This is a genomic window from Microcystis sp. M53603_WE2, assembly GCF_030065435.1.
The window spans coordinates 1-19,419 of record NZ_JASJFF010000473.1 but is presented as its reverse complement, the minus strand read 5'-3'; the positions used below and the strand labels follow the sequence as shown (position 1 = coordinate 19,419).

General features: G+C 40.5%; 16 protein-coding genes and 1 pseudogene. 12 read left to right on the top strand and 5 right to left on the bottom strand.

Translation table 11 applies throughout. The annotated features are described in order from the left end of the window. Nucleotides 1–140: 140 nt before the first annotated feature. Together PX481_RS09850 and PX481_RS09845 are read right to left on the bottom strand one after the other, a co-directional pair. The gene (locus tag PX481_RS09850; RefSeq protein WP_002762297.1) at nt 141–1,781 is read right to left on the bottom strand and encodes an MBL fold metallo-hydrolase; all 1,641 of its coding nucleotides are present in this window, start codon (nt 1,779–1,781) and stop codon (nt 141–143) included. A gap of 24 nt (nt 1,782–1,805) precedes the next feature. After that, nucleotides 1,806–1,928, bottom strand: coding sequence for a DUF8629 family protein (locus tag PX481_RS09845; RefSeq protein WP_002737208.1), 123 nt, complete (start codon nt 1,926–1,928; stop codon nt 1,806–1,808). 661 nt (nt 1,929–2,589) lie between these two features. Between PX481_RS09845 and PX481_RS09840 the strand changes: the two genes are divergently transcribed. Then, on the top strand, nt 2,590–3,249 hold the full coding sequence (locus PX481_RS09840) for a type II restriction-modification system restriction endonuclease (RefSeq protein ID WP_288094506.1): 660 nt from the start codon (nt 2,590–2,592) through the stop codon (nt 3,247–3,249). A gap of 2 nt (nt 3,250–3,251) precedes the next feature. Next, entirely contained in the window at nt 3,252–4,706 is a 1,455-nt protein-coding gene (locus PX481_RS09835) for a hypothetical protein (protein WP_002756800.1), read from the top strand. Nucleotides 4,707–4,724: 18 nt separating this feature from the next. On the opposite strand, the gene PX481_RS09830 is transcribed toward PX481_RS09835, so the two are convergent. Further along, a complete protein-coding gene (locus PX481_RS09830; RefSeq protein ID WP_373276125.1) occupies nt 4,725–4,898 on the bottom strand; it encodes a hypothetical protein in 174 nt (57 codons plus the stop codon). A gap of 164 nt (nt 4,899–5,062) precedes the next feature. Between PX481_RS09830 and PX481_RS09825 the strand changes: the two genes are divergently transcribed. Together PX481_RS09825 and cysK are read left to right on the top strand one after the other, a co-directional pair. Next, entirely contained in the window at nt 5,063–5,209 is a 147-nt protein-coding gene (locus tag PX481_RS09825; protein WP_002756797.1) for a hypothetical protein, read from the top strand. A gap of 57 nt (nt 5,210–5,266) precedes the next feature. Next, nucleotides 5,267–6,226 carry a cysteine synthase A gene (cysK, locus tag PX481_RS09820; RefSeq protein WP_002741039.1) on the top strand — a complete coding sequence of 320 codons (960 nt, stop codon included), beginning with the start codon at nt 5,267–5,269 and terminating at the stop codon, nt 6,224–6,226. A gap of 220 nt (nt 6,227–6,446) precedes the next feature. Here the strand turns inward: cysK and PX481_RS09815 are convergent, their stop codons facing one another. Further along, nucleotides 6,447–7,163: a hypothetical protein gene (locus PX481_RS09815; protein WP_288027708.1), complete on the bottom strand. Its 717-nt coding sequence runs from the start codon at nt 7,161–7,163 to the stop codon at nt 6,447–6,449. A 535-nt stretch (nt 7,164–7,698) separates the two neighbouring features. Between PX481_RS09815 and PX481_RS09810 the strand changes: the two genes are divergently transcribed. The 8 genes from PX481_RS09810 to PX481_RS09775 all read left to right on the top strand — a co-directional run bounded on the left by PX481_RS09810 (nt 7,699) and on the right by PX481_RS09775 (nt 18,861). After that, nucleotides 7,699–9,924: a patatin-like phospholipase family protein gene (locus PX481_RS09810; protein WP_002756793.1), complete on the top strand. Its 2,226-nt coding sequence runs from the start codon at nt 7,699–7,701 to the stop codon at nt 9,922–9,924. A 41-nt stretch (nt 9,925–9,965) separates the two neighbouring features. Further along, nucleotides 9,966–12,260: an SH3 domain-containing protein gene (locus tag PX481_RS09805; protein WP_002756791.1), complete on the top strand. Its 2,295-nt coding sequence runs from the start codon at nt 9,966–9,968 to the stop codon at nt 12,258–12,260. Between the two features lie 254 nt (nt 12,261–12,514). Next, nucleotides 12,515–13,822, top strand: a complete 1,308-nt coding sequence (locus tag PX481_RS09800; RefSeq protein ID WP_002753630.1) for a leishmanolysin-related zinc metalloendopeptidase — start codon at nt 12,515–12,517, stop codon at nt 13,820–13,822. A gap of 91 nt (nt 13,823–13,913) precedes the next feature. After that, entirely contained in the window at nt 13,914–14,969 is a 1,056-nt protein-coding gene (locus PX481_RS09795) for a DUF3616 domain-containing protein (protein WP_002756790.1), read from the top strand. A 70-nt stretch (nt 14,970–15,039) separates the two neighbouring features. Then, the gene (locus PX481_RS09790) at nt 15,040–16,701 is read left to right on the top strand and encodes a DUF4127 family protein (RefSeq protein ID WP_288094505.1); all 1,662 of its coding nucleotides are present in this window, start codon (nt 15,040–15,042) and stop codon (nt 16,699–16,701) included. Nucleotides 16,702–16,737: 36 nt separating this feature from the next. After that, nucleotides 16,738–17,748: a hypothetical protein gene (locus PX481_RS09785; RefSeq protein WP_288094504.1), complete on the top strand. Its 1,011-nt coding sequence runs from the start codon at nt 16,738–16,740 to the stop codon at nt 17,746–17,748. Nucleotides 17,749–18,041: 293 nt separating this feature from the next. Beyond that, entirely contained in the window at nt 18,042–18,221 is a 180-nt protein-coding gene (locus PX481_RS09780; RefSeq protein ID WP_002756784.1) for a hypothetical protein, read from the top strand. A 127-nt stretch (nt 18,222–18,348) separates the two neighbouring features. Beyond that, complete coding sequence (locus tag PX481_RS09775) at nt 18,349–18,861, top strand: PEP-CTERM sorting domain-containing protein (protein ID WP_288094503.1); 513 nt, start codon at nt 18,349–18,351, stop codon at nt 18,859–18,861. A 268-nt stretch (nt 18,862–19,129) separates the two neighbouring features. Here PX481_RS09775 and PX481_RS09770 read toward each other — a convergent pair. Next, nucleotides 19,130–19,419, bottom strand: a pseudogene (locus PX481_RS09770) (hypothetical protein); the annotation flags it as partial.

Genomic DNA, 19,419 nt, shown 5'->3' with positions numbered 1-19,419 from the left:
TAACCCATCCTACTGGACTGTTTCAGCTAAAATAGGGCAATAGATTTCGGCTTAAAGTCTTAGATTATAGAATTTATAGCATTTTTCTAATACACCAAATTAGCTGAAACAATCCACTACAAATAATTGTGCCTCCCTAATTATATATTGGCCTCAAAAACGGGACAATAGCCTTCAGCAACCACTTTAAAACCGTAGAGGGGAGAAGCGGGATTCCAACAGCGCTGACTTTTGTAGTGGACACAGACACGACAGCAATCCATCTCCTCTAAAGCTTTGGTGATGCGATTGGGACTCTCGCTTAATAACTCCCGTTGGGAGACTCCCCGCAATAATAATTCTTCCCCTTGCCAGCGCGCTTCCACCAGTCCCGTATCGGCGAAATTACTCCACCGGGGATCCCGGGTGATCGGCTCTGGTAAGGTGATAGTGACGATCGAATCCGATTCATTTAATTCTCCCTCATAGTGGCTGGGGGCCGGGGGTGTCGGTTGCATAAAGCGATCGCCAATAGGCAATTCCACCAGAGTTCCCACGGCCGGAGAATGGAGTTGATAACGGCTTTGTAATTCTTCTAAACTGGTCAAATCCGCTAGATATAGGGGCGAGCCATGGACGAACATGATATGCTGCGGTCGCAGGTTATGGATCAGTTGGGTGGTGTTGCGACTATCGCTATGTTCGGCCAGTAGATAGGTTTCTTGGCTAATTAATTGCGAACGCTGTGCCGCTTTTAATCGGGGATTCTCCAGGTTGATATCGTGCAGGTGTTGGGGAGCTAACATTAACCAAGGTTTATCCCCTTGCAGATATTTACTCACCTCCTCTAGGCGATCGATTAGTAAAATTATCGGAGTGGTTCCCCCTAGAGGTGTCGGTTTTTCTGGCAACCTTCGCAACCGGGGACAGATGCGCTCATCCCAAAATAAGGGCTGATGTTTGGCAAAATTTTGCACAGATGCGGGAAATTGTGGTAAGATTTCTAGGTAGGCATCGCAGGCTTTAGCGATCTTGCCCCCAACCCAGATATCAATGTCGCGGCCCGTGAATTGGTGGTGCGATCGCAGTAACTTTAAAATTTCTTGACCCAATCCCAAGGCGGGGACGGGTAGTAGGACATTTTGTCCCTCGGCGATCGCATGATAGATGCGATTCATCAACTGTTTTTCCTGCTGTCGTCGGTGGGGATGGCGCTCTGTGCCGTAACTGCCTTCAATAATCAGCACATCGGGGGATATTCCCCGCAGCAGATCGATCGATAATCCTTCCACCAGTTGAAAATTAGACAGGGAAAAATCGCCGGTATAGAGGACTTTATAGGTGCGTTTGGGGGTTTTGTAGGTGAAGAGGACCACGGCAGCCCCAGGGAGGTGGCCAGCTGGAAAAATCTCGACGGTGAGATCATCAAAGAGAGCGATCGGCGATCGCCATGGCCAACCCTGACAGAAACTGCCGATTTCCTCAGCAGAATCGGGCCATTGTAGGGGCAGCAGTTGTACTGTCACCTCACTGGCATAAACTGGCAATTGGGGATAGGTCTGATGGAGAGCCATTAACCCACGGATGTGATCGCTGTGGGCATGACTACAGAACACCAGATCCACGGGTGGTTTTTTGTTTTCGGTGAGGGGTTGCATATCGGCCAAACCGCAATCTAAAAGTATGCGATGGGGACCGATTTTCAGTAGGAGACAAACCCCTTCCGATGTGTGACCGACACCAAAAGGTAAACAGGATAAAAGGGATTTCGACCCCCAGAGGGCAGTAGAGCGTTGAACCATGGCAACCCTGATTATGATGACTGGTTAGTGAGCCGAACCATTGCCATCGTAGTTATCGCTATCGTAAAAACCGTTGCGGGTGCCGAAAAAGAGACAAGAGACGGTGAATACGGCCGTTAATGCCAACAGGATTAATTTGATGTCCATATAATTAGTGCAACTCCTCAGAGGGTATCTCCCCTCATACTAACCCAACTTTTTCGGTTGTTAGCAGCTAGGTTTCGGATTTGTCCCTGGGCGCTCACCCTCTTTCCCCCACCATCGCCCGGTCTATGTTAATAATTAACGAAGGCAGGAAGCGGAGGGCAGGAGTCCGTTTTTGTAACGGGGATTTATACTCCGCTCCAAAAACTTTTCGCCAACCAGGAGCGAGGTTTTAGACCTGTCCATTAGTCACATCTTTCTTAACATTTCAAACCTTTGTAGCACAGGGCTTTCAAGACTCGGTTAACAATCTGTAATATTCCTTGTTGACACCCTTAATGACAAAGAAAAAACTGAAATCAAGTCAGGATAAGGGTTAGAGTCCTTACTGACCAAATTGTTAAGAAAGATCTCTATAAGGGATAGGTTTTAGACAAGGGTTGTGCGCGATAATTTTAGTTAATTTAAAAGTCTTGAGCAAAGCTAATCCCAAGTCACAGGACTACTTTTCTGTATCTCATATTAAGAAAAAACTATGAGCGATAATATTTTGTCTCAAGCTTCACAGCGATCTATTACATAGATGGCAGTTGACTTATAATTAAGAAAGCTTGCTAATTTTGTCAGATAGAAAAAACGAGGAGATTAATTAATTTAGCTATATATGTCAAGATTAACCCAAGAATCTTTAGGTAATGAGGCGGCTATATTTTCAGCTTTAGAGTCTCAACATCAAGAAGCTTCGCTCTACGGTGTTACAGATGGTAAAGCGATCGGAACCTACTTAGAACAAAAGTTTAAACTATATCTAAAAGAAAAATATGATTTTGTTGAGGGTAATGCAGCCAGTGGTATCGATTTTCCTGAGTTGCTGGTTGATATAAAAGTAACCAGTACTAAACAACCACAATCATCTTGTCCTTTTAAATCCGCAAGACAAAAGATTTTTGGCTTAGGATATTCCTTAATTATTTTTGTTTATGAAAAGTTAGATAATAGTCTCAATCGCACTGCCAATTTAAGAATGATCACGACAATTTTTGTATCGGCTGAAAGAACAGCTGATTTCCAGATGACTCGTGGTATTCGCAACATCTTAAACAATCAGGGTAACAAAGATGATTTAATGGCCTTTATGTTAGATAAAAACTTACCCGTTGATGAAATGGAAGCATCCAATATAGCCGATGAAATTCTTGCTAATCCTCCAGTACAAGGATTTTTAACCATTTCCAACGCCTTACAGTGGAGACTACAATATACTAGAGTAATTGATCTTGCTGGTCAAGAAGAAGGATTAATCGCTATTTATAGAGAGAATTAGTAATGTCAGTTTCTCCAGTTAAAGTTGAATACGGCGACTTTCAAACTCCTTTAGAGTTAGCCGAAAAGATTTGCCAAAAGTTATCACAAATAAATGTTAATCCCAAGGTAATTATTGAGCCAACTTGTGGTACAGGAAACTTTTTAAAATCGGCAGCAGTTACCTTCAAACAAACTGAAAAAATTCTTGGCTTTGAAATTAATCCTAATTATGTTGCACAGATAGCCCAAGATGAGCAATTATGCCAAGATACAAGAATACAAGTTCATCAAAATAATTTTTTTGACTGTGATTGGAATGCTCTAACTCAAGCATGGAAAGAGAATATTTTATTCTTGGGGAATCTACCTTGGATAACAAACTCAAAACAGGGATTGATTAATGGTAGCAATTTACCGCAAAAAAGTAACTTTCAAGGTTATCATGGTTTAGATGCTATCACAGGAAAAAGTAACTTTGATATTTCAGAATGGATGTTAATTAAATTGATTGAATGTCTTAATCATCGTTCAGCTTATCTGGCAATTATCTGCAAAACAGCCGTTTCTAGAAAAATTTTGAACTATATTTATACTCAGAAAATTAATCTCACCTATTCGGCAATTTATCCGATAAACACTCAAAAATATTTTCAAGCTAATGTAGATGCTTGTCTCCTATTTTGTCAATTTGATTCTCAATCAGAAAATTACTTTTGTGATGTTTTCAAGAGTTTTGAGGAAAGGGAGTTTCAGCGTATTGGTTATCAAAATGATATTCTAGTCAGAGATTTAAATACTTTTATCAGACTAGAGAAGTTATATCATCGGCATCCTCTAGTAGAAAAATGGCGTTCAGGTATTAAACATGATTGCTCAAAAGTCATGGAATTGCAGTTAGTTAATGGAATTTTTGTCAATGGTTTAAAGGAAATCGTTGATATTGAAACCACCTATCTTTATCCTCTCCTTAAAGGTTCAGATGTGGCACAAAATCGCCTAGAAATTATCAATAAATACGTTTTAGTAACTCAGAAGTTTATTGGTGAATCTACAGAAAATATGCGAGATATAGCGCCAAAAACTTGGCAGTATCTAGTTAATCATGTAGATTACTTTGGGAATAGAAAAAGCAAAATCTATCAAAATCAACCAGATTTTTCTATATTCGGCGTTGGTTCTTACACCTTCTCTCCTTTTAAAATTGCCATTTCTGGACTTTATAAGAAACTGAATTTTCAACTTATATCACCCTATCAAAATCAACCAGTTATTTTCGATGATACTGTTTACTTCTTAAGCTTTGATGATTTAGATACTGCTCAGAAAACACTACAGCTTCTCAATTCTTCCCTAGCGATGGAATTTTATTCATCTCTGATATTCTGGGATGAAAAAAGACCAATAAAAACCCGTATTTTAAATAGTTTGAATTTATCAGAATTAGGGTGTATTACTAACGCCAACGCAGCTAAGTAACGCATCTCACGGGATATTTTATGATAATTTTTTCATCTCCTCGATAATTGTCCTTGTCTCGACGCTAACGGTACCCCCACGGGTTAATAAGTCAACCACTTGCTCTTTATACTTTACAAAATGATAGGTATTAAATTTCTGAGCGATGGTTTTATCTTTGGATTCCTTTTCTTTATATTGATCTTTATACATTATCATAACTACTCTAGAATATCCGCCCTTAATTTCTATGTGTTGTTCTTTCAATAGGGCTAGATTAGATTTAATGGTCATGACCGTAATTCTGACTTTAGTAAACTATCCATAATTATTTTAGTACAAGTATAAGCTTTTGGAAAAAAGCAATCTTATCGGTCATGGTAGTTTTGCCTGTCTCTGGGAATCAACTCGGACCGACTGAAGAAACAAAGGAAAATGGAAATTTTGCCGATCTAGGGCTGGCCTTTGCTATAAGTGAGCTATATAGCGCCTCCTTGGCTAGTGAGGAAATTCTCAAACGCTAAAGCTGAGAGCTCACCGCTATAACTAAGCACACGAATCACCCAGACTGAGAAAATATCATGCGTATCGCTCACGATGTCACCGAATTGGTTGGCCGCACACCTTTAGTACAATTGAATCGGATTCCCCAAGCGGAGGGCTGTCTTGGCCGAATTGTGATGAAATTAGAAGGGATGAATCCCGCTGCTTCCGTCAAAGACCGCATTGGCACTCACATGATTAATAGCGCCGAAAAAGCGGGTTTAATCAATCCAGAAACCACGGTTTTAGTGGAACCCACCTCTGGCAATACGGGAATTGCCCTCGCGATGACTGCGGCAGCTAAGGGTTATCGCTTGATTTTAACTATGCCGGAAACGATGAGTTTAGAGCGCCGGGCGATGTTAAAAGCCTACGGTGCTACCCTAGAACTTACCCCCGGTTCCCAAGGTATGAAAGGGGCAATTTTACGCGCTCAACAAATTGTCGATAGTATCCCCGGTGCTTATATGTTGCAACAATTTCGCAACCCTTCTAACCCAGAAATTCACCGTCTCACCACTGCTGAGGAAATTTGGCAAGATACGGAGGGACAGGTAGATTTTATTGTTGCGGGTGTGGGTACTGGAGGCACGATTACGGGAGTCGCTGAAGTAATTAAATCCCGTAAACCTAGTTTTCAAGTAGTCGCGGTGGAACCTTTCAATAGTCCAGTGATTTCTGGTGGTAATCCCGGTCCCCATAAAATTCAAGGTATCGGTGCAGGTTTTATTCCGGAAGTTTTACGCACAGATCTGATTGATGAGGTAATTACTGTCAGTGATGAGGAAGCTTTTCAATTTGGTCGTCGTCTGGCAAAAGAGGAAGGGTTGCTTTCGGGGATTTCTTCCGGTGCCAATCTTTGCGCCGCGATTCAACTGGCCCAACGACCGGAAAATGAGGGTAAATTAATTGTGGTGATTCAGCCTAGTTTTGGGGAACGTTATCTGAGTACGCTGATGTTCCAAAATATCGAGGAGCGCGAGTTAACTTTGGTGTGAAAAAAATATCGTCTTCAGCCTCTACAGTGAGCCTTTAGCTTTAACTATAGCAGTTATCTTAAATGGTGGCCTAGGATTCAGGCGCAGGTCGTCGGTCGTCAGTATTCTCCGAGTCGGGAGCCGGTCGTTAGGAGACAGGTTTTAGGTTTTGGGGTTTTGGGGTTTTAGTTCAATTTCCCCACTTCCCCACTTCCCTATACTTTTTAAACAGGATTTAGTATTAATCGTATTTTAGGAGGGATTTTTTCACCTGTAGGGGTATTTGTAAAGGTTGCGGTTTGATTGCCTCTTTCCCGGAACAATTATCCAATAAAGCCGATCGCACTTGTGCATCGGTTTCTCGCGAGAGAAGATAACGGAAGTATTCTTGGCATTGTTCTCGACGACTGGGGGAAAGTTGCATTTCACTTAAACGTCGGACTGCCATTAAGCGCATTAAGGGATCATTGACTGTTAATTTTTCTAACCAGCGATCGAAGTTTTTTGACTCATTTTGACCGCGATGGTCGAGAAAATGCCATCCTAGCAGGATTAAAGTCAAAACCGTGCCAAATCCTTGCAAAATTGAGGCCAGGGCCAACCAGCGATTTTCGGCATAGGTCCAAATGGCGACAGCGAGATAGGTGGCTAAACTGCCCAAACCGCCACAGACTACCGCTAAAGTTAACTTACCGCTATCGGCACTGAAAAAAGCACGCCCCCACAGCCACAGCGATGGCCAGTTTTGACCCTGGAGATGGTAAACTCCGATCATCGCCCCCACCCCGGTTAAAGTGGCCAAAACTAACTGCCAATTCCACGCCCAGAGGATCAAAAAACTAGCACAAGCTGCCGCCCATGTCAAGAATTGACGGGTTTTTTTGGCGGCGAGAGTTTTAATGACTCGACGCTGCAGAGCGGGGGAAAAATAGGGAGGAAGGCGGAATACTGAAGACACGGGAAGTTTTTCACTGAGGGTTTGATGATCACTATAGCCTGTTCTCAGGCAGACAGATCATTTTTCTCGGTAAAAATCCTCGTGGCAAAAGAGCGCAGTGCTAGGGTGGGCTAAAATTGCGATCGAGAATCAGCTAAAGTTCAGGTTGGCGGGCTTAGGTGTTAAGATGGTTTGCCATCAAACTCAACTTTTTTTATTAGTAAATAGCTGAACAATATTCTGTAAACTTATATACAGAAACCTAAAGAAATATATTAATTTGCAGTCTTTAGGGCAGCAAGTTCTGATAGACGATCTAAAGTAGTAAGTATAAATACCGCATCTAATTTTACCTAGTCACGCCAGCTATCTAACTCATCTATTTCACTTCCGAACAGAGTTGAAACGTCCTTTGTCTCGGTTGAATCTTGCGGGACTTTTGCAAGATGATCTTACTTATTTAACTTTGCAATAAAAGGGGATTGCTCCCCAGAAGTTTTCAGAGTGGTTGGATTGTGTTTGCCTAAAAAATTTTTGAGCAAGGAGATTAAATATTATGGATACTTTATCTACAAATTCCCATCCCCGGCGTACCATTGCCTTGACTTTTTCTGGGGGAGGCTTTAGAGCAGCAGGATTTTCTTTAGGTACAATGGTTTTATTAGAAAAATTGGGTTTACTGGAGAAAGTTCAAGCTATTTCATCTGCTTCTGGAGGCTCGATTGCCGCTGCTTTTTTTCTGATGGCTAAAGCCAAAGTTTATACACCAGAAAAGCCAGATTTACTTGATGGTAATTCTTTTTATCAAGAATTCTATACTCGCCTCAAGTCTTTTCTAGAAAGTGACAAGGTTGCCAATGCGATTTTGTCAGATTTGGGAGGTTCTCAAAAAATGATTAAAAATGCTGCCAATTGTTATAAGGAACAATTGTTAGAAACCCTATTCGGAATCTCTAAACCCTCACCAGCAAGAGGAACAAAAGAAATAAATGAGCGAGTTTGGCAATTATTACAGGATGCTAATACTTCCCCCGACTGTTTAAGTATCAATTCCACTAATATGACTGATGCCTCTTTATTTAGATTTGCGATGTTACGGACAATTATCAGTGAAGATAAAGAAATCTGTAGAGAAGGGAAAGGAATAGTAATTGGCAACAAATTTATTGATATATCTGATCCAAAAAATCAACAAATCAGCCAAGATTGTCAAAATCTTAGCTTAGGAGACATGATTGCGGCTTCCTCTTGTTTCCCTCTTGGTTTTGAACCAATTATTTTTCCCGATGATTTTGGCGATAACAAAGAAAGTTTAAACCACTTACAAAAACTCACCCCCAATCAAGATAGAGTTGCTTTGATGGATGCTGGTTTGTACGATAATTTAGCCTTAACTTCTGTTGAATCCTTAAGGTTAACTTCTGTTAAGTCATCAGGATTTTCTTATGATAAATCTAAGCCAATTAAACTACCAAATAAGATCGATCTTGTGATAGCCACCGATGCAGATAACCTTGAACCATCGAGTGCTTTATTAGATGCGTCTAAACTCAATCAAGTCAATAAATTTGAGGATTTAGTTAAGAATTTAACAGGTTTTACAAGAACAGTCCTTCAGGCAATTATAAAACCTCTAAATTTTCTTTTCACCTCCCGTAAGTGTCGTTGGATTGGCTGGTTAGCTTCTCAAGTGGGTATTAAAGGAGATGAGCTTCCCGCTCATAACTCATGGCGGTCTCTTGATCATAACAAATTAGCCAAACTAATTCCAGATCGAGTCAAAGAATTATCTCCTGTATTTGGCTCTTTTTTGCAAAGAAATCGCAAACTTACTTATCAGTTTTTGCAATATAAATATGAGCAAGAGTCCAACAATCCTGAAGGAGAATCCCAAAAGATTGATCTAGTTCGTAATTTGATCTTTGACCTTTATCATAGAAATGATCAAGATTTGGCCCTAAGTGAACTAGATTGTCCAGTGCAAGAGTGGAAAGAGGAGGCTCCCTTAGAATCTGGTGAAACTCTCAAACAAATCAAAAAAATGATCGCAAAAATTAATACACTGGTCTTAGCTTTGGTCTTAGATCAGAATGAGGAACTAGATACTAAGAATTTGATAGGAAGATTTGAAATCAATGAAACAAATAACCAAGAATATATAATTTGTCTATCTAAATTAGCGACGGCTCTACCGACAACACTTTGGTTAAAATGGTACAATGTTTGCAGTGTCAAGAGTTACGAAATCTCCCTAATCAAGAAGATTTTAGACCCTAAGTCAGTGCTAATCTGGAAAATAGATAATCAAGAGGAGACAAAAAAACTGATAACCAACTTAAAGATGACTTTTGCTAGTCAAAAAGAAGACAAAAGAGTGACAGCAGCGGAGGTGGTTATTGCCTGTGGTTTCGTGGCAGCTTGCTATAATCTTTTAGAGTATTCAGCCAATAAAAGCAAGCTACTTTATAGTAACCAATCGGATTTCACCTTAACTAAAGTGGACAGAAATAATCCTCAACAGATGAAAACTTTAGCCGAAATATTTAAGGCAAATTTTTCTGAAAAATCTCAATACTTAAATCTAGACATCGGAGAAATTAAAAAAGCAGCTGCAATCTGGTGGGAAATTATCTCAAGGGAGTCTCCTAGTCAGAATTTTTCAGAGGAAGAAAGTTTACATCTATTTATTAAACATATCGTCCAGATGTTGGAGGAGTTGCCACCAGAAAAAGTCTCCACAGTGATGGAGAAAAGGGATGTGATCGCTGCGTCAATGTTTTAATCGAACTTTTTATTCTTTCCTAAATAAAGGAGGAAATGATTATGATCTTCTCATGGACTGATTATGTGCGTGCCGTTGCTACCACCGAACAAATTCCCACTCGGTATCGCAAATTACGGGTTGTTCAATTAGCACAAGCAATCGTTGAATCTGCACGAGGTACGAGTAAACTTTTTCAAGAAGCGGGAAACCCCGGTGGACTCAAATGGCGAGATAAAATTGACGACAATTACACCGAAAAAATCACCCATCAAATTTGGTTAGTTACCCCTAGCGAACCCAATGGTTGTTATTGGTGTCATTGGAAAACCGCAGAACAGGCCGCAATGGGATATTGGCGGTTTATCGGTCGTCCGAATTCCCCCTATCAGGGATGGGAAGAATACGATAATGATCCGGAAGGCTATTTACAATATATTTGGGAAAAAGGCTATGCCACCGACCCAAACTATGTCAGTAAGGTCAAAAATGTTTTCCCTGAAGCTCAAAGCTTACTAGATGAATATGGTGGAGAACAACCTCCCCCATCACGGGTTTTCAAAGTTGCTATTATGCCAGGACATGGAGGGACAGATTCAGGGGCAGTCAACCATGCGCTAAATTTACGGGAAAAAGACTACAACTGGAAAGAAGCAGTTGAAATTAAAGCCCGTTTAGAAGCGGAAGGCAATTATCAAGTGATTATCTGTCGTCAAGAAAATGAATTAGCTTCCCTTTCAACCTTGCAACAACGAGCTAATGACAGTGGTGCAAATGTTTGTTTGTGTCTGCATCATAATGCTTGTAACCGACAGGCAAAAGGTTGGTGGTTATTTTATGTGAATCGGAGTCCAGAATTTGAGAAATTTATCAAAATCATCGATAAACACTTCCGAGGACTGCCTTTACAAGGACGGGGTTATGAATACGCTGGAACGCCCTTTGCTCATGACTGGTATAGTCGAGTCTGGAATTGTACCCATGCTTGTACCATGCCCACCATCTTGTTTGAAAGTTGCTTCATTGACAATGATGAAGATGCTCGTTGGTTGAGAGATGGCGGTTATCAGCAAATCGTTGAGAAAATTTGTGCGGGAGTTAAGGAATATTTAGGAAGTCAACCACCCCTACCTCAGCCTGAAAAATTCGTCTTTGTCTGTGATGCCAATCCGCCTTTAAATGTGCGGAAAGGTGCAGGAAGTAATTATGATCCTGTGGGGCGTTTAGATAACGGGACACGATTAACGGTTGTAGGTGAAGAGGGCAATTGGCTCAAAATTAGTAAACCGATTGAAGGTTATGTTCATCGTGACTTGACAAAATCTTCCTATTGCGTGTTTGTCAATGACCCGAATCCGCCCTTAAAAGTCCGTTCAGGGGCAGGAACAAACTTTTCGGTGGTCACGGAACTGACTAATGGCACACCCTTAAACGTGATAGGGACGGATGACAATTGGCTTCGCATTGATAAACCCGTGGAAGGTTATGTCTTTACTTCTTTAACTTCCTCGCTGCATCGAGTCTTTGCTGCTGATGCCAATCCTCCCTTAAATGTGCGCTCTGGACCTGGAACTACCTATGAAAAAGTGGGTCAATTAGACAATAATACGGCTTTAACTGTCGTAGATGCTGGTTTGGATAGTCAAGGTGCGAGATGGCTTCGTATTAGTTCACCTTGTTCCGGTTGGGTTCTAGAAAGTTTAACCTCCGATCGCCTGATGGGTTCGGGAATCAACCCTCCCGCTTCTAATCTATCGGAAAGTGAGCAATACGATTATTGTGCCGAGATTATCACCCATAATGGCGGAACATTGCGTAAACGCAATTTAATCTCTTTCCGGAAGGAAACCAGTACAAAAGTCAATGATTGGCATGGTTGTTACGATGATATTACTTACATGATCTGGAAAGATGGCGCAGGGAAACACGCTTGTAAATACGCCTCTAACACGGAACCCTCATCTCAGTATGAAGATAGTAATAATCCATTGGCTGATCGCAACAGAATGGGGGTTGATGCAAATGGTGATGGACGACTGGATTTAGGACGTTTACCCGAAGGATATTACGAATATAAAACAGGAACAAGTGCCACCCTGGGTAAAGTATTGTGTCCTACCGCATCAGCCATGGCGGAACGAGATACCAGTCACGATGGCCTATTTCAACCTAATGAACCTCGTGCTTCTGCTGGAACAACGATGTTATTTCATCAAGGTGGAGAAACGAATCCTTTCAGTGCCGGATGTCAAACCATGCCTCCCAATGAATACACCAGATTTTGGAATGATTTAAACAGCAACGGTGATCCTGGTGTTATTGGTTATACCATTGTTCGCTGGTGTTCAATTGCTTAATTCCTTGTCCATTCACGTCAAGTTAAGCAATCACAGATAAAATATTGTCGGCATTGACTTAACTTGATTACCAAGAATGGCAACACTATTGGCTGAAATGGCTGGATAAAAGTCAAAGGCGATCGAGATGTTCATTTTGTCTTTGAAGAATACGCAGAAGTCAAGGAAACTTAAACTTTTTGTTAGGTAGGGCAAAATCAATCTAATCCCCTCCTAGTTTTAATAATTATGATCACTTATTTGAGGACTTAATTATGATGTCAATCCCTGAAGAACTCAATCCCAACCAAGGCATCCCTGGATGGCTAGAACTCGATGATTTAAGCCTTCATGGAGACATGGTAGCACGCATCCCTAAAGGAGCTTATATCAAAGGAATAATCGGTGGAGAAAAACCTTTTTTTCCCGTCTCTGAAATTCTTGGTACAGCTATCTCTAAACCTGAAGGAGTAAATAGCAATTGTGGATGGGTTGAATTAGAAACTCTGACCTTTCATCGTGACATAGAAGCTGTTGCACCCCTTGCTCCTTATGTGCGGGGAGAGATGGATAAAGACCACAATTTTTATCCCGATAAACCTTATACTATTGTGCGCTCAAATGATTTTATTGGCAATGGAGAAGAAAAGTTTATGACGACTCAAGCTATCGAAGCATTGGTAAATACTGTCATTAAAAAATACCCCATTGATAGTACACAGATAACCGATCCAAGACAAAAATTTACTTTATTAGCTGGATCGAAACTTGAGATTCAACAGTATGACAGGGTGGATCATAATCATTGGAAATTGCTTTTATCTTCCCCTGTCAATGGTTCAGTCATCTGGTTTGCTTATAGTCCTCATGTCAATATCATTCGCCCAAATATTAACCGAAGCACGGTGATTACTTACCAAATCTTAAACGATGACAATGGGAAGCTGAAAGCAACCGCTAAATTAGCCTGTAACTTTTGGAATCGTTTTGTCATTCCTCAGTCTAATATTGTGATCCGACTAGGAACATTTTATAGTCCTGGTTCTGTGATTGCTAGAGCCTATAAACCTTATCAACAAGGCAATACCGTCTATGGCAAGATTGAGTTTAATACTAAGTATCTTGGAACGTTTACTAATTATGGTATTGCTGGCACAATTATTCACGAAATTGGACATACATTAGGATTTGGTTGGGATCAATGGATGAATTTGTTTTATCAAAATACGGGTGCTTTTAAACCCGAAACAATCAAGAAGATTCCCGAACTACAATATATGTTTGTTGAAACCGATTATGGTCCAGGAACAGCATATTCCCACTGGGACGAAGAACGATTTGATCAGGAATTAATGACGGGATTCAAAGATACCTATGAATATGTCTTACCTGTGACGATTAAAGTGATGGCACTTCTCGGTCATGTTATTGCTGAGGAATTAATCCAAAAAACGAATTTAGAAACCTTGATTCGTGAGATTGAAGATGTTCTATTCACCATGACAGAAACAGTCCAAGAAATTAACTTTGAATACTATAAAGATACCGAAATATCGGAGGAAATTTACACCGCATTGACCTAAAATTGTCAACATAAATATGGGGGGAGTTATTACTATTTTCCTGAATTAAGCTTCCCCCGATCGAGTGTTTCATAATTTAAGGACTGTTTCTATGAAAATTACCCACCTTTTCAAGCTATTATCAGCACTTAGTTTGGCTCTTCTTCTCGGTTGGCTTTTCCCGATGGCTCATATTAAGGCTGACAATGTATCAACACTGGGAAAATATCCTGTCTGTGAACCATCTGCTGTCGTAAAAGTAACCTGTCCAGAATCAGAAGGAAATTGCCTTTTAGTAGCAGATAATGAACAAAAAGACGCTCTCTTTCTCTATTCTGTGAGTTCTAAGCAATTAGACTCAACTCGTCAAAGTCAGTTAGCCTTAGAGAAAAAAATAAGTGACATTGAAGCGATCGCAAAATTAGATGATAATAAAGTTCTTCTCTTCGGTTCTCACAGTCGTAACAATAAATGTGAGATCAAAGCAAATAGACAACGGTTTGTACAGGCTCAATTGTCGGGAAATCAATTAAAAATTATTGGTGAACTGATCCAAAGTCCTCAAATCGATTCTAAAGTTCTCTTTCAAGGTCTAGATGTGAATTCTAACAAGATTATCAGTGCCGTGAGTCGTGCTATTGATGAGGCGGAAACCAAGGCTAATCAATCATTAGGAGATAAAGTGGCGTGTGAACAAGCCAATGCTTTTAATGCGGAAGGAGCAGTAGCCATTCCTGAGCCTTTATCCCTCGAAAAATTCAAGATTTGGATTGGCTTACGTTCTCCCGTTGTCACATTAGACGCTAAGAATTATGCTGTTTTACTATCAATGGCTAATCTGGATAACTATCAATTCGATGGTGCAACACTTCTAGATTTAGGGGGACGGGGAATCAGAGAAATTACCTTTGATAATAACCAGATTTGGGGAATTGCTGGCGGGCCGAAAGATGGTCAAGATAATTTCGTTTTTTGGAAACTATCGGCTGAGGATCTCAAACCCAATACGATTCTTAAACCTGAAATCCTTCGAGAATTACCCCAGTCATCGGAAGGATTAGCGATCGTTGATGGAACGGCCTATATTTTGATTGATGGCGATAGTGGGGATTCTGGAAATCAGTGTGAAATACCCGCCAGATTTGTGCAATTTACTGTCCCTGATTAAAGTTGTTTCCTCACATTTTGCCAGTTTTAAAACTTAGATAATCCTCTCACATTGCCAAAAAGGAGCAAAAATGATGACTACTCAAAAACTGAAAGCTCTAGTCAATACTGTTATCAAACAATCTACCCTAGATAGCAGTCAGATTACTGACCCTACTCAAAAATTTTCCTTGATAGCTAAAGATGAACTTGAGATTAATGATTACAAATCTGCGGACAATAATCACTGGGAATTAGAATTAACAACCCCTGTTAATGAGATAGGGAAATGGTTCGCTTATATTCCCCATGTCGAAATTAAAAGTAATGACCCTGTGGCCAAGATATTACAAGATATTAAGCAGTCTCAATTTAAGGTGTATCATCGACCAACAGAACAAGATAAAGCGGGACTGGGGATTTTTCCTTTAAATGGATTAGACGGACGTTCAGAACGCATTTATCCAGCTTATATTTTGGGACCGAGAAGACAAGTAGATAGTCTTGTCAGACAACTCAATGCCTTACTTTCTGTTAAGGATACAGCGTTTATTATTGCCGAGCGTTTAGTCCAATATCCTGAAGACTATCTTGCTACTCTTTCTAAATTTGATAAAGCAGTTCTTATTCAATCTTTTGTGGGTGTTGGTAACTCTACCTCTGACAACCTAGTACCAAGACATGAAAAAGAATTGTGGCGTATTGAACAGTCAATTCGCCTTTTACAAGCAAGCCATTTGTCTATCTCTGCTCTTGTTTGTGCTATGGGAGATTCCCCTAGTTCAGTCGCTATAAAAGTTCGCAATAAAATCCAAGAAAGACTTGATCAACTTCTGGAAAAATACCATTTATCTACTCTGAAAAAGCCAATTACTTGGGGTGCTGATGAGTTAGTAGCAATGGCGATGGCTCAAACTCTTCCTCAGACGAAAGTGCGTATTCAAGTAGCGAATAATGATACCAAACTTCATTATGATGCTAACCGCCAGCCTTGGGAAGTGATTCGAGAAAAATTGCCCGCTATCGGACTCATTGAAACCGAAAATGATTGGGATTTTGAGGTAGCTATTTTAACTCGTCGTCAAGGTGGTAGCACTGATTGTTATCAGAAAGACGACAAGGAACAAGCGAAGTTAGATGAGCGATTTCTGGCTAAATATAAGAACTATTCTTCCGAGCAACGCGCTAAATTAGTCATCATTGATGGCCGACTTTTTAATGGGGCTTGGAATGCTCAATCAGTCCTGCCTTATGATGATTTATTGGCCTTTGGTAGCTGGGGAACATTTGGCAATTGTTTTGGCTCAACTTTGGCAGCAGCAAAAATTATTTTCTACGCTAAAAATCCTGCTGCTCAGAAACAACTTTACCTAGAGGCAATTGCTCATGACGTTTTTGCTAATGGCTATCAAGAAGTTCAACGACCAGAAGAACCTAAAAGCTTCTGTAATCAGCTAAAAAATCAAACAGGAATCACTTTCAAGCATTACGACGGATATGATAATCCTGCTACGGTCAAAAAAGTCTTTGAGGTCTTAAATCGGCGCGTTAATGCCAGAATGCAAGAACATTTTACAGGACTTCCCCTTGTTAATAACCGAGTCTTCCGAATTACCCCGCAATTTTGGCGCACTTTTGAGAGTGAAGTCCACATCTGGCCAAGATTACCAGAGGAAATTCATAAAGTTGGTATCTATCGTACCGATCTGGAAGCGATCGCTTTTAATCCTTCATTGGGCGATCAATTCGTCTAACAGTAAATTTTTCAACAATCCCATAGGAGAAATACCATGACTTCCCTACAAATTATCAATCCTACCAATCATGCTCACTTTGAATGTCTAAAACCTGTTACTTTTAGAGGCAAAGTAAATTCTGGAATAGTCACTGTAGAACTCACAGCAGATGACAAATATTCCCTAGGCAATAATCAGGTTAAAGCAGACGGTTCTTGGTCGATTACTTATTCAGGATTCACGAATCCTGGTGATCGCAAAATTACCGCTATCGCTCACACTCAAACCAATCAAAATAAAGAAGAAACCAGCATTCTGATTCATGTGGCAGCTCCCTCAGATTATACTAAAACTATTTATGAGGGTTTAGTTTTAGATGCTTACAAAAACCTCCAACACACCCAGTCTCTGCCGACAGATCACAGGTTAACTGATGCCGAAGGATGCCGGTTATTTGAACAAGGAATCCTGCCCATTCTTCAGTCCAAAACAACCTTTATGGAAGCAACGGAGGAAGGTCATAAGAAACTAAACGAATTAGTTGAACAAAACAAAGATCAATACGGTATTCATCATGCACCCTGTGCTTATTCTGTCTCCTGTGTGATGAAATATCTGGCTGAAAAGTTAGGATTAGCCACCGTCAAAGCACTTTTCCAAGACCCCTGTTTAATTGATAATGTTCAAGTTACAGGCGTTGAGAAAAAACTGCGTCGTCTGGGATTTCTCTACTTTTTGAAAGAAGATTACCTAGCACCTCGTGGGGCAATTGGAGCAAGATGGCCTCGAAATAATCAGGATCAATCGGGTCACATTTATTACATCACCAAAGATGGAGCAAAAAGGACTCAGTTTCCCAACCCAGAGAATGATTGGGATGATCAACAGGGCAAACACGAAAAGGGCATAAACGGGCCTAAATGGCAAATTAAAGACCTTCATGCTGAAAACCTCGATTTCTTCGATCATGTTTATATACAATGGGAGAATGGCTACACAGAAGGATTTTGGTTGCCACCGGGTATTTATCCTTTAAATCGTGGTTTCAATCTGTCGAATCTTTAGTTCCGTATTCTAACAATGCCCATGGGCCGACCGTTTAAAGTAAGTGGCACTTCGGTAATAGCTCAGTTTCTAATGGCAATTGGTCAGTCTCTTATCGTTTTACTGACAACGGCAAACGTCAAATTGAAGCGAGAGGATTTGATCAAGATAATCATTCTGTTGCTAGTGAAAAGATTACTTTAGAAATTGAAGCTTCTTCCATAAGCTGTGAACTAAGAACGAAACTCTTTGAAATTGGCGGTTATTCTGTTTGGCAAATTTCAGGACAAACCGCTTTTTTCTATCAATCAAAAATGAGTATTGATGCCGATGGTGCGCCGAATGCCTATCATCCCGACAATATTGGCTTAGATGATCTGAAAAATGCCGGTTATCCAAATACGTCTTGGTGGAAGAATATTCTTGTCCCTGACCCTCAAAATCCTAATCGAGCTTATGAGCAACGGGAGCATCTCATTTATGCAAGCGAGTAATTATACTTGTCCCTAAAACTGGTTTCTAGCAAGGCTTTCAAAATAGCTTGACATAAAACCTGATTTAGGGGTTACAAAGGTGAGCATGAGCAATGCCCACCTGAGTTTTTTTTAAGGAGTAATTACCATGAATAAAGTTGCTGTAATCACAGGTTTAGCCCTAGCATATTTTGGTGTTAATGTCAATAGTTTGCAAGGGGCAAATATCACCTACAATTTTCAAGGTGTCATAACTTATGGAAGTCTGACGGGAACTTATTCCGGTTCGGCTAGTTTCGATAATGCGGCGATTACAGGAGTGGATTTTGAATCTATCCCCTTGACCAATATTAGTTTTAATCTACTCTCCAATACCTTTAATCTCGCTTCGGCCGATGCCCCTCCCGTGGTCAATTATTTCGATGAGACTTTTATTGGCATCGATTATAGTGTCACCTCTACTAATGCTTTCTTTCCCATCGCTAATTTTGCCCTGACTAGCGGATTGTTTAACCTCAGTGAAGCGGCTTTTGCCTATACTCCTCGCTTGGGTATTGCGGGACAAGGTAGCCTAACTTTTAGCAAAGTTCCTGAACCTTCTATCGTTATCGGTTTAATCATTTTAGGAGGAATAGGTTTTGTCCTCCGCAAAAGGCCATAACTAATTTGAGACTTCCTTCGCTAAAAACGCCTACGTCTAAAGCTCTTGCTAAAGTAACTCAAGAATATATTTTGGTCTGTAATGAAGTTCCGGGGGAAGGCGATAAGTTGTCTATTTCGAGGTTCCCTATTTTAGCACGATGGTAAGTAGGGAGGCACAATTATTTGTAGGATGGGTTAGCGGTAGCGTAACATAATCAGGCGTTGGGTTTCATGCTTCAACCCAACCTACGTTCATCTTATATTTAATTCCACCCACCTACTTATTTCTACTCAATTTTATAGAGATAGGCTTCCGGGGTTTCAAGAAGGGAAGTCATCGGGCGATCGAGAGGGGGGGTTTTGGCGAGGGTAAAAATTGGAAATAAATCGTTCATTTGGATAGCCATTTTAAATTTCGGCTGTATATAATAACTACCCGATGGGCAGGCATTGGTTATCGTTAGCTCTCTTTTGGTCATAAATGTATCGATATAATCATACTGACCATGCTCTTTTCTTTTGCCTTTCTTGGCCGGATCACAAAGGGTTGAACCGACCGGAATCTGATTGATAATTT

Bases quoted from the DNA above. Each gene is read 5' to 3' on its own strand.
- PX481_RS09775 (WP_288094503.1), top strand. From the start codon at position 18,349: ATGAATAAAGTTGCTGTAATCACAGGTTTAGCCCTAGCATATTTTGGT.
- PX481_RS09805 (WP_002756791.1), top strand. From the start codon at position 9,966: ATGATCTTCTCATGGACTGATTATGTGCGTGCCGTTGCTACCACCGAA.
- PX481_RS09840 (WP_288094506.1), top strand. From the start codon at position 2,590: ATGTCAAGATTAACCCAAGAATCTTTAGGTAATGAGGCGGCTATATTT.
- PX481_RS09850 (WP_002762297.1), bottom strand. From the start codon at position 1,781: ATGGTTCAACGCTCTACTGCCCTCTGGGGGTCGAAATCCCTTTTATCC.
- PX481_RS09780 (WP_002756784.1), top strand. From the start codon at position 18,042: ATGAGTATTGATGCCGATGGTGCGCCGAATGCCTATCATCCCGACAAT.
- PX481_RS09810 (WP_002756793.1), top strand. From the start codon at position 7,699: ATGGATACTTTATCTACAAATTCCCATCCCCGGCGTACCATTGCCTTG.
- PX481_RS09785 (WP_288094504.1), top strand. From the start codon at position 16,738: ATGACTTCCCTACAAATTATCAATCCTACCAATCATGCTCACTTTGAA.
- PX481_RS09790 (WP_288094505.1), top strand. From the start codon at position 15,040: ATGATGACTACTCAAAAACTGAAAGCTCTAGTCAATACTGTTATCAAA.
- PX481_RS09800 (WP_002753630.1), top strand. From the start codon at position 12,515: ATGATGTCAATCCCTGAAGAACTCAATCCCAACCAAGGCATCCCTGGA.
- PX481_RS09795 (WP_002756790.1), top strand. From the start codon at position 13,914: ATGAAAATTACCCACCTTTTCAAGCTATTATCAGCACTTAGTTTGGCT.
- PX481_RS09845 (WP_002737208.1), bottom strand. From the start codon at position 1,928: ATGGACATCAAATTAATCCTGTTGGCATTAACGGCCGTATTCACCGTC.
- PX481_RS09825 (WP_002756797.1), top strand. From the start codon at position 5,063: ATGGTAGTTTTGCCTGTCTCTGGGAATCAACTCGGACCGACTGAAGAA.
- PX481_RS09830 (WP_373276125.1), bottom strand. From the start codon at position 4,898: ATGTATAAAGATCAATATAAAGAAAAGGAATCCAAAGATAAAACCATC.
- PX481_RS09835 (WP_002756800.1), top strand. From the start codon at position 3,252: ATGTCAGTTTCTCCAGTTAAAGTTGAATACGGCGACTTTCAAACTCCT.
- cysK (WP_002741039.1), top strand. From the start codon at position 5,267: ATGCGTATCGCTCACGATGTCACCGAATTGGTTGGCCGCACACCTTTA.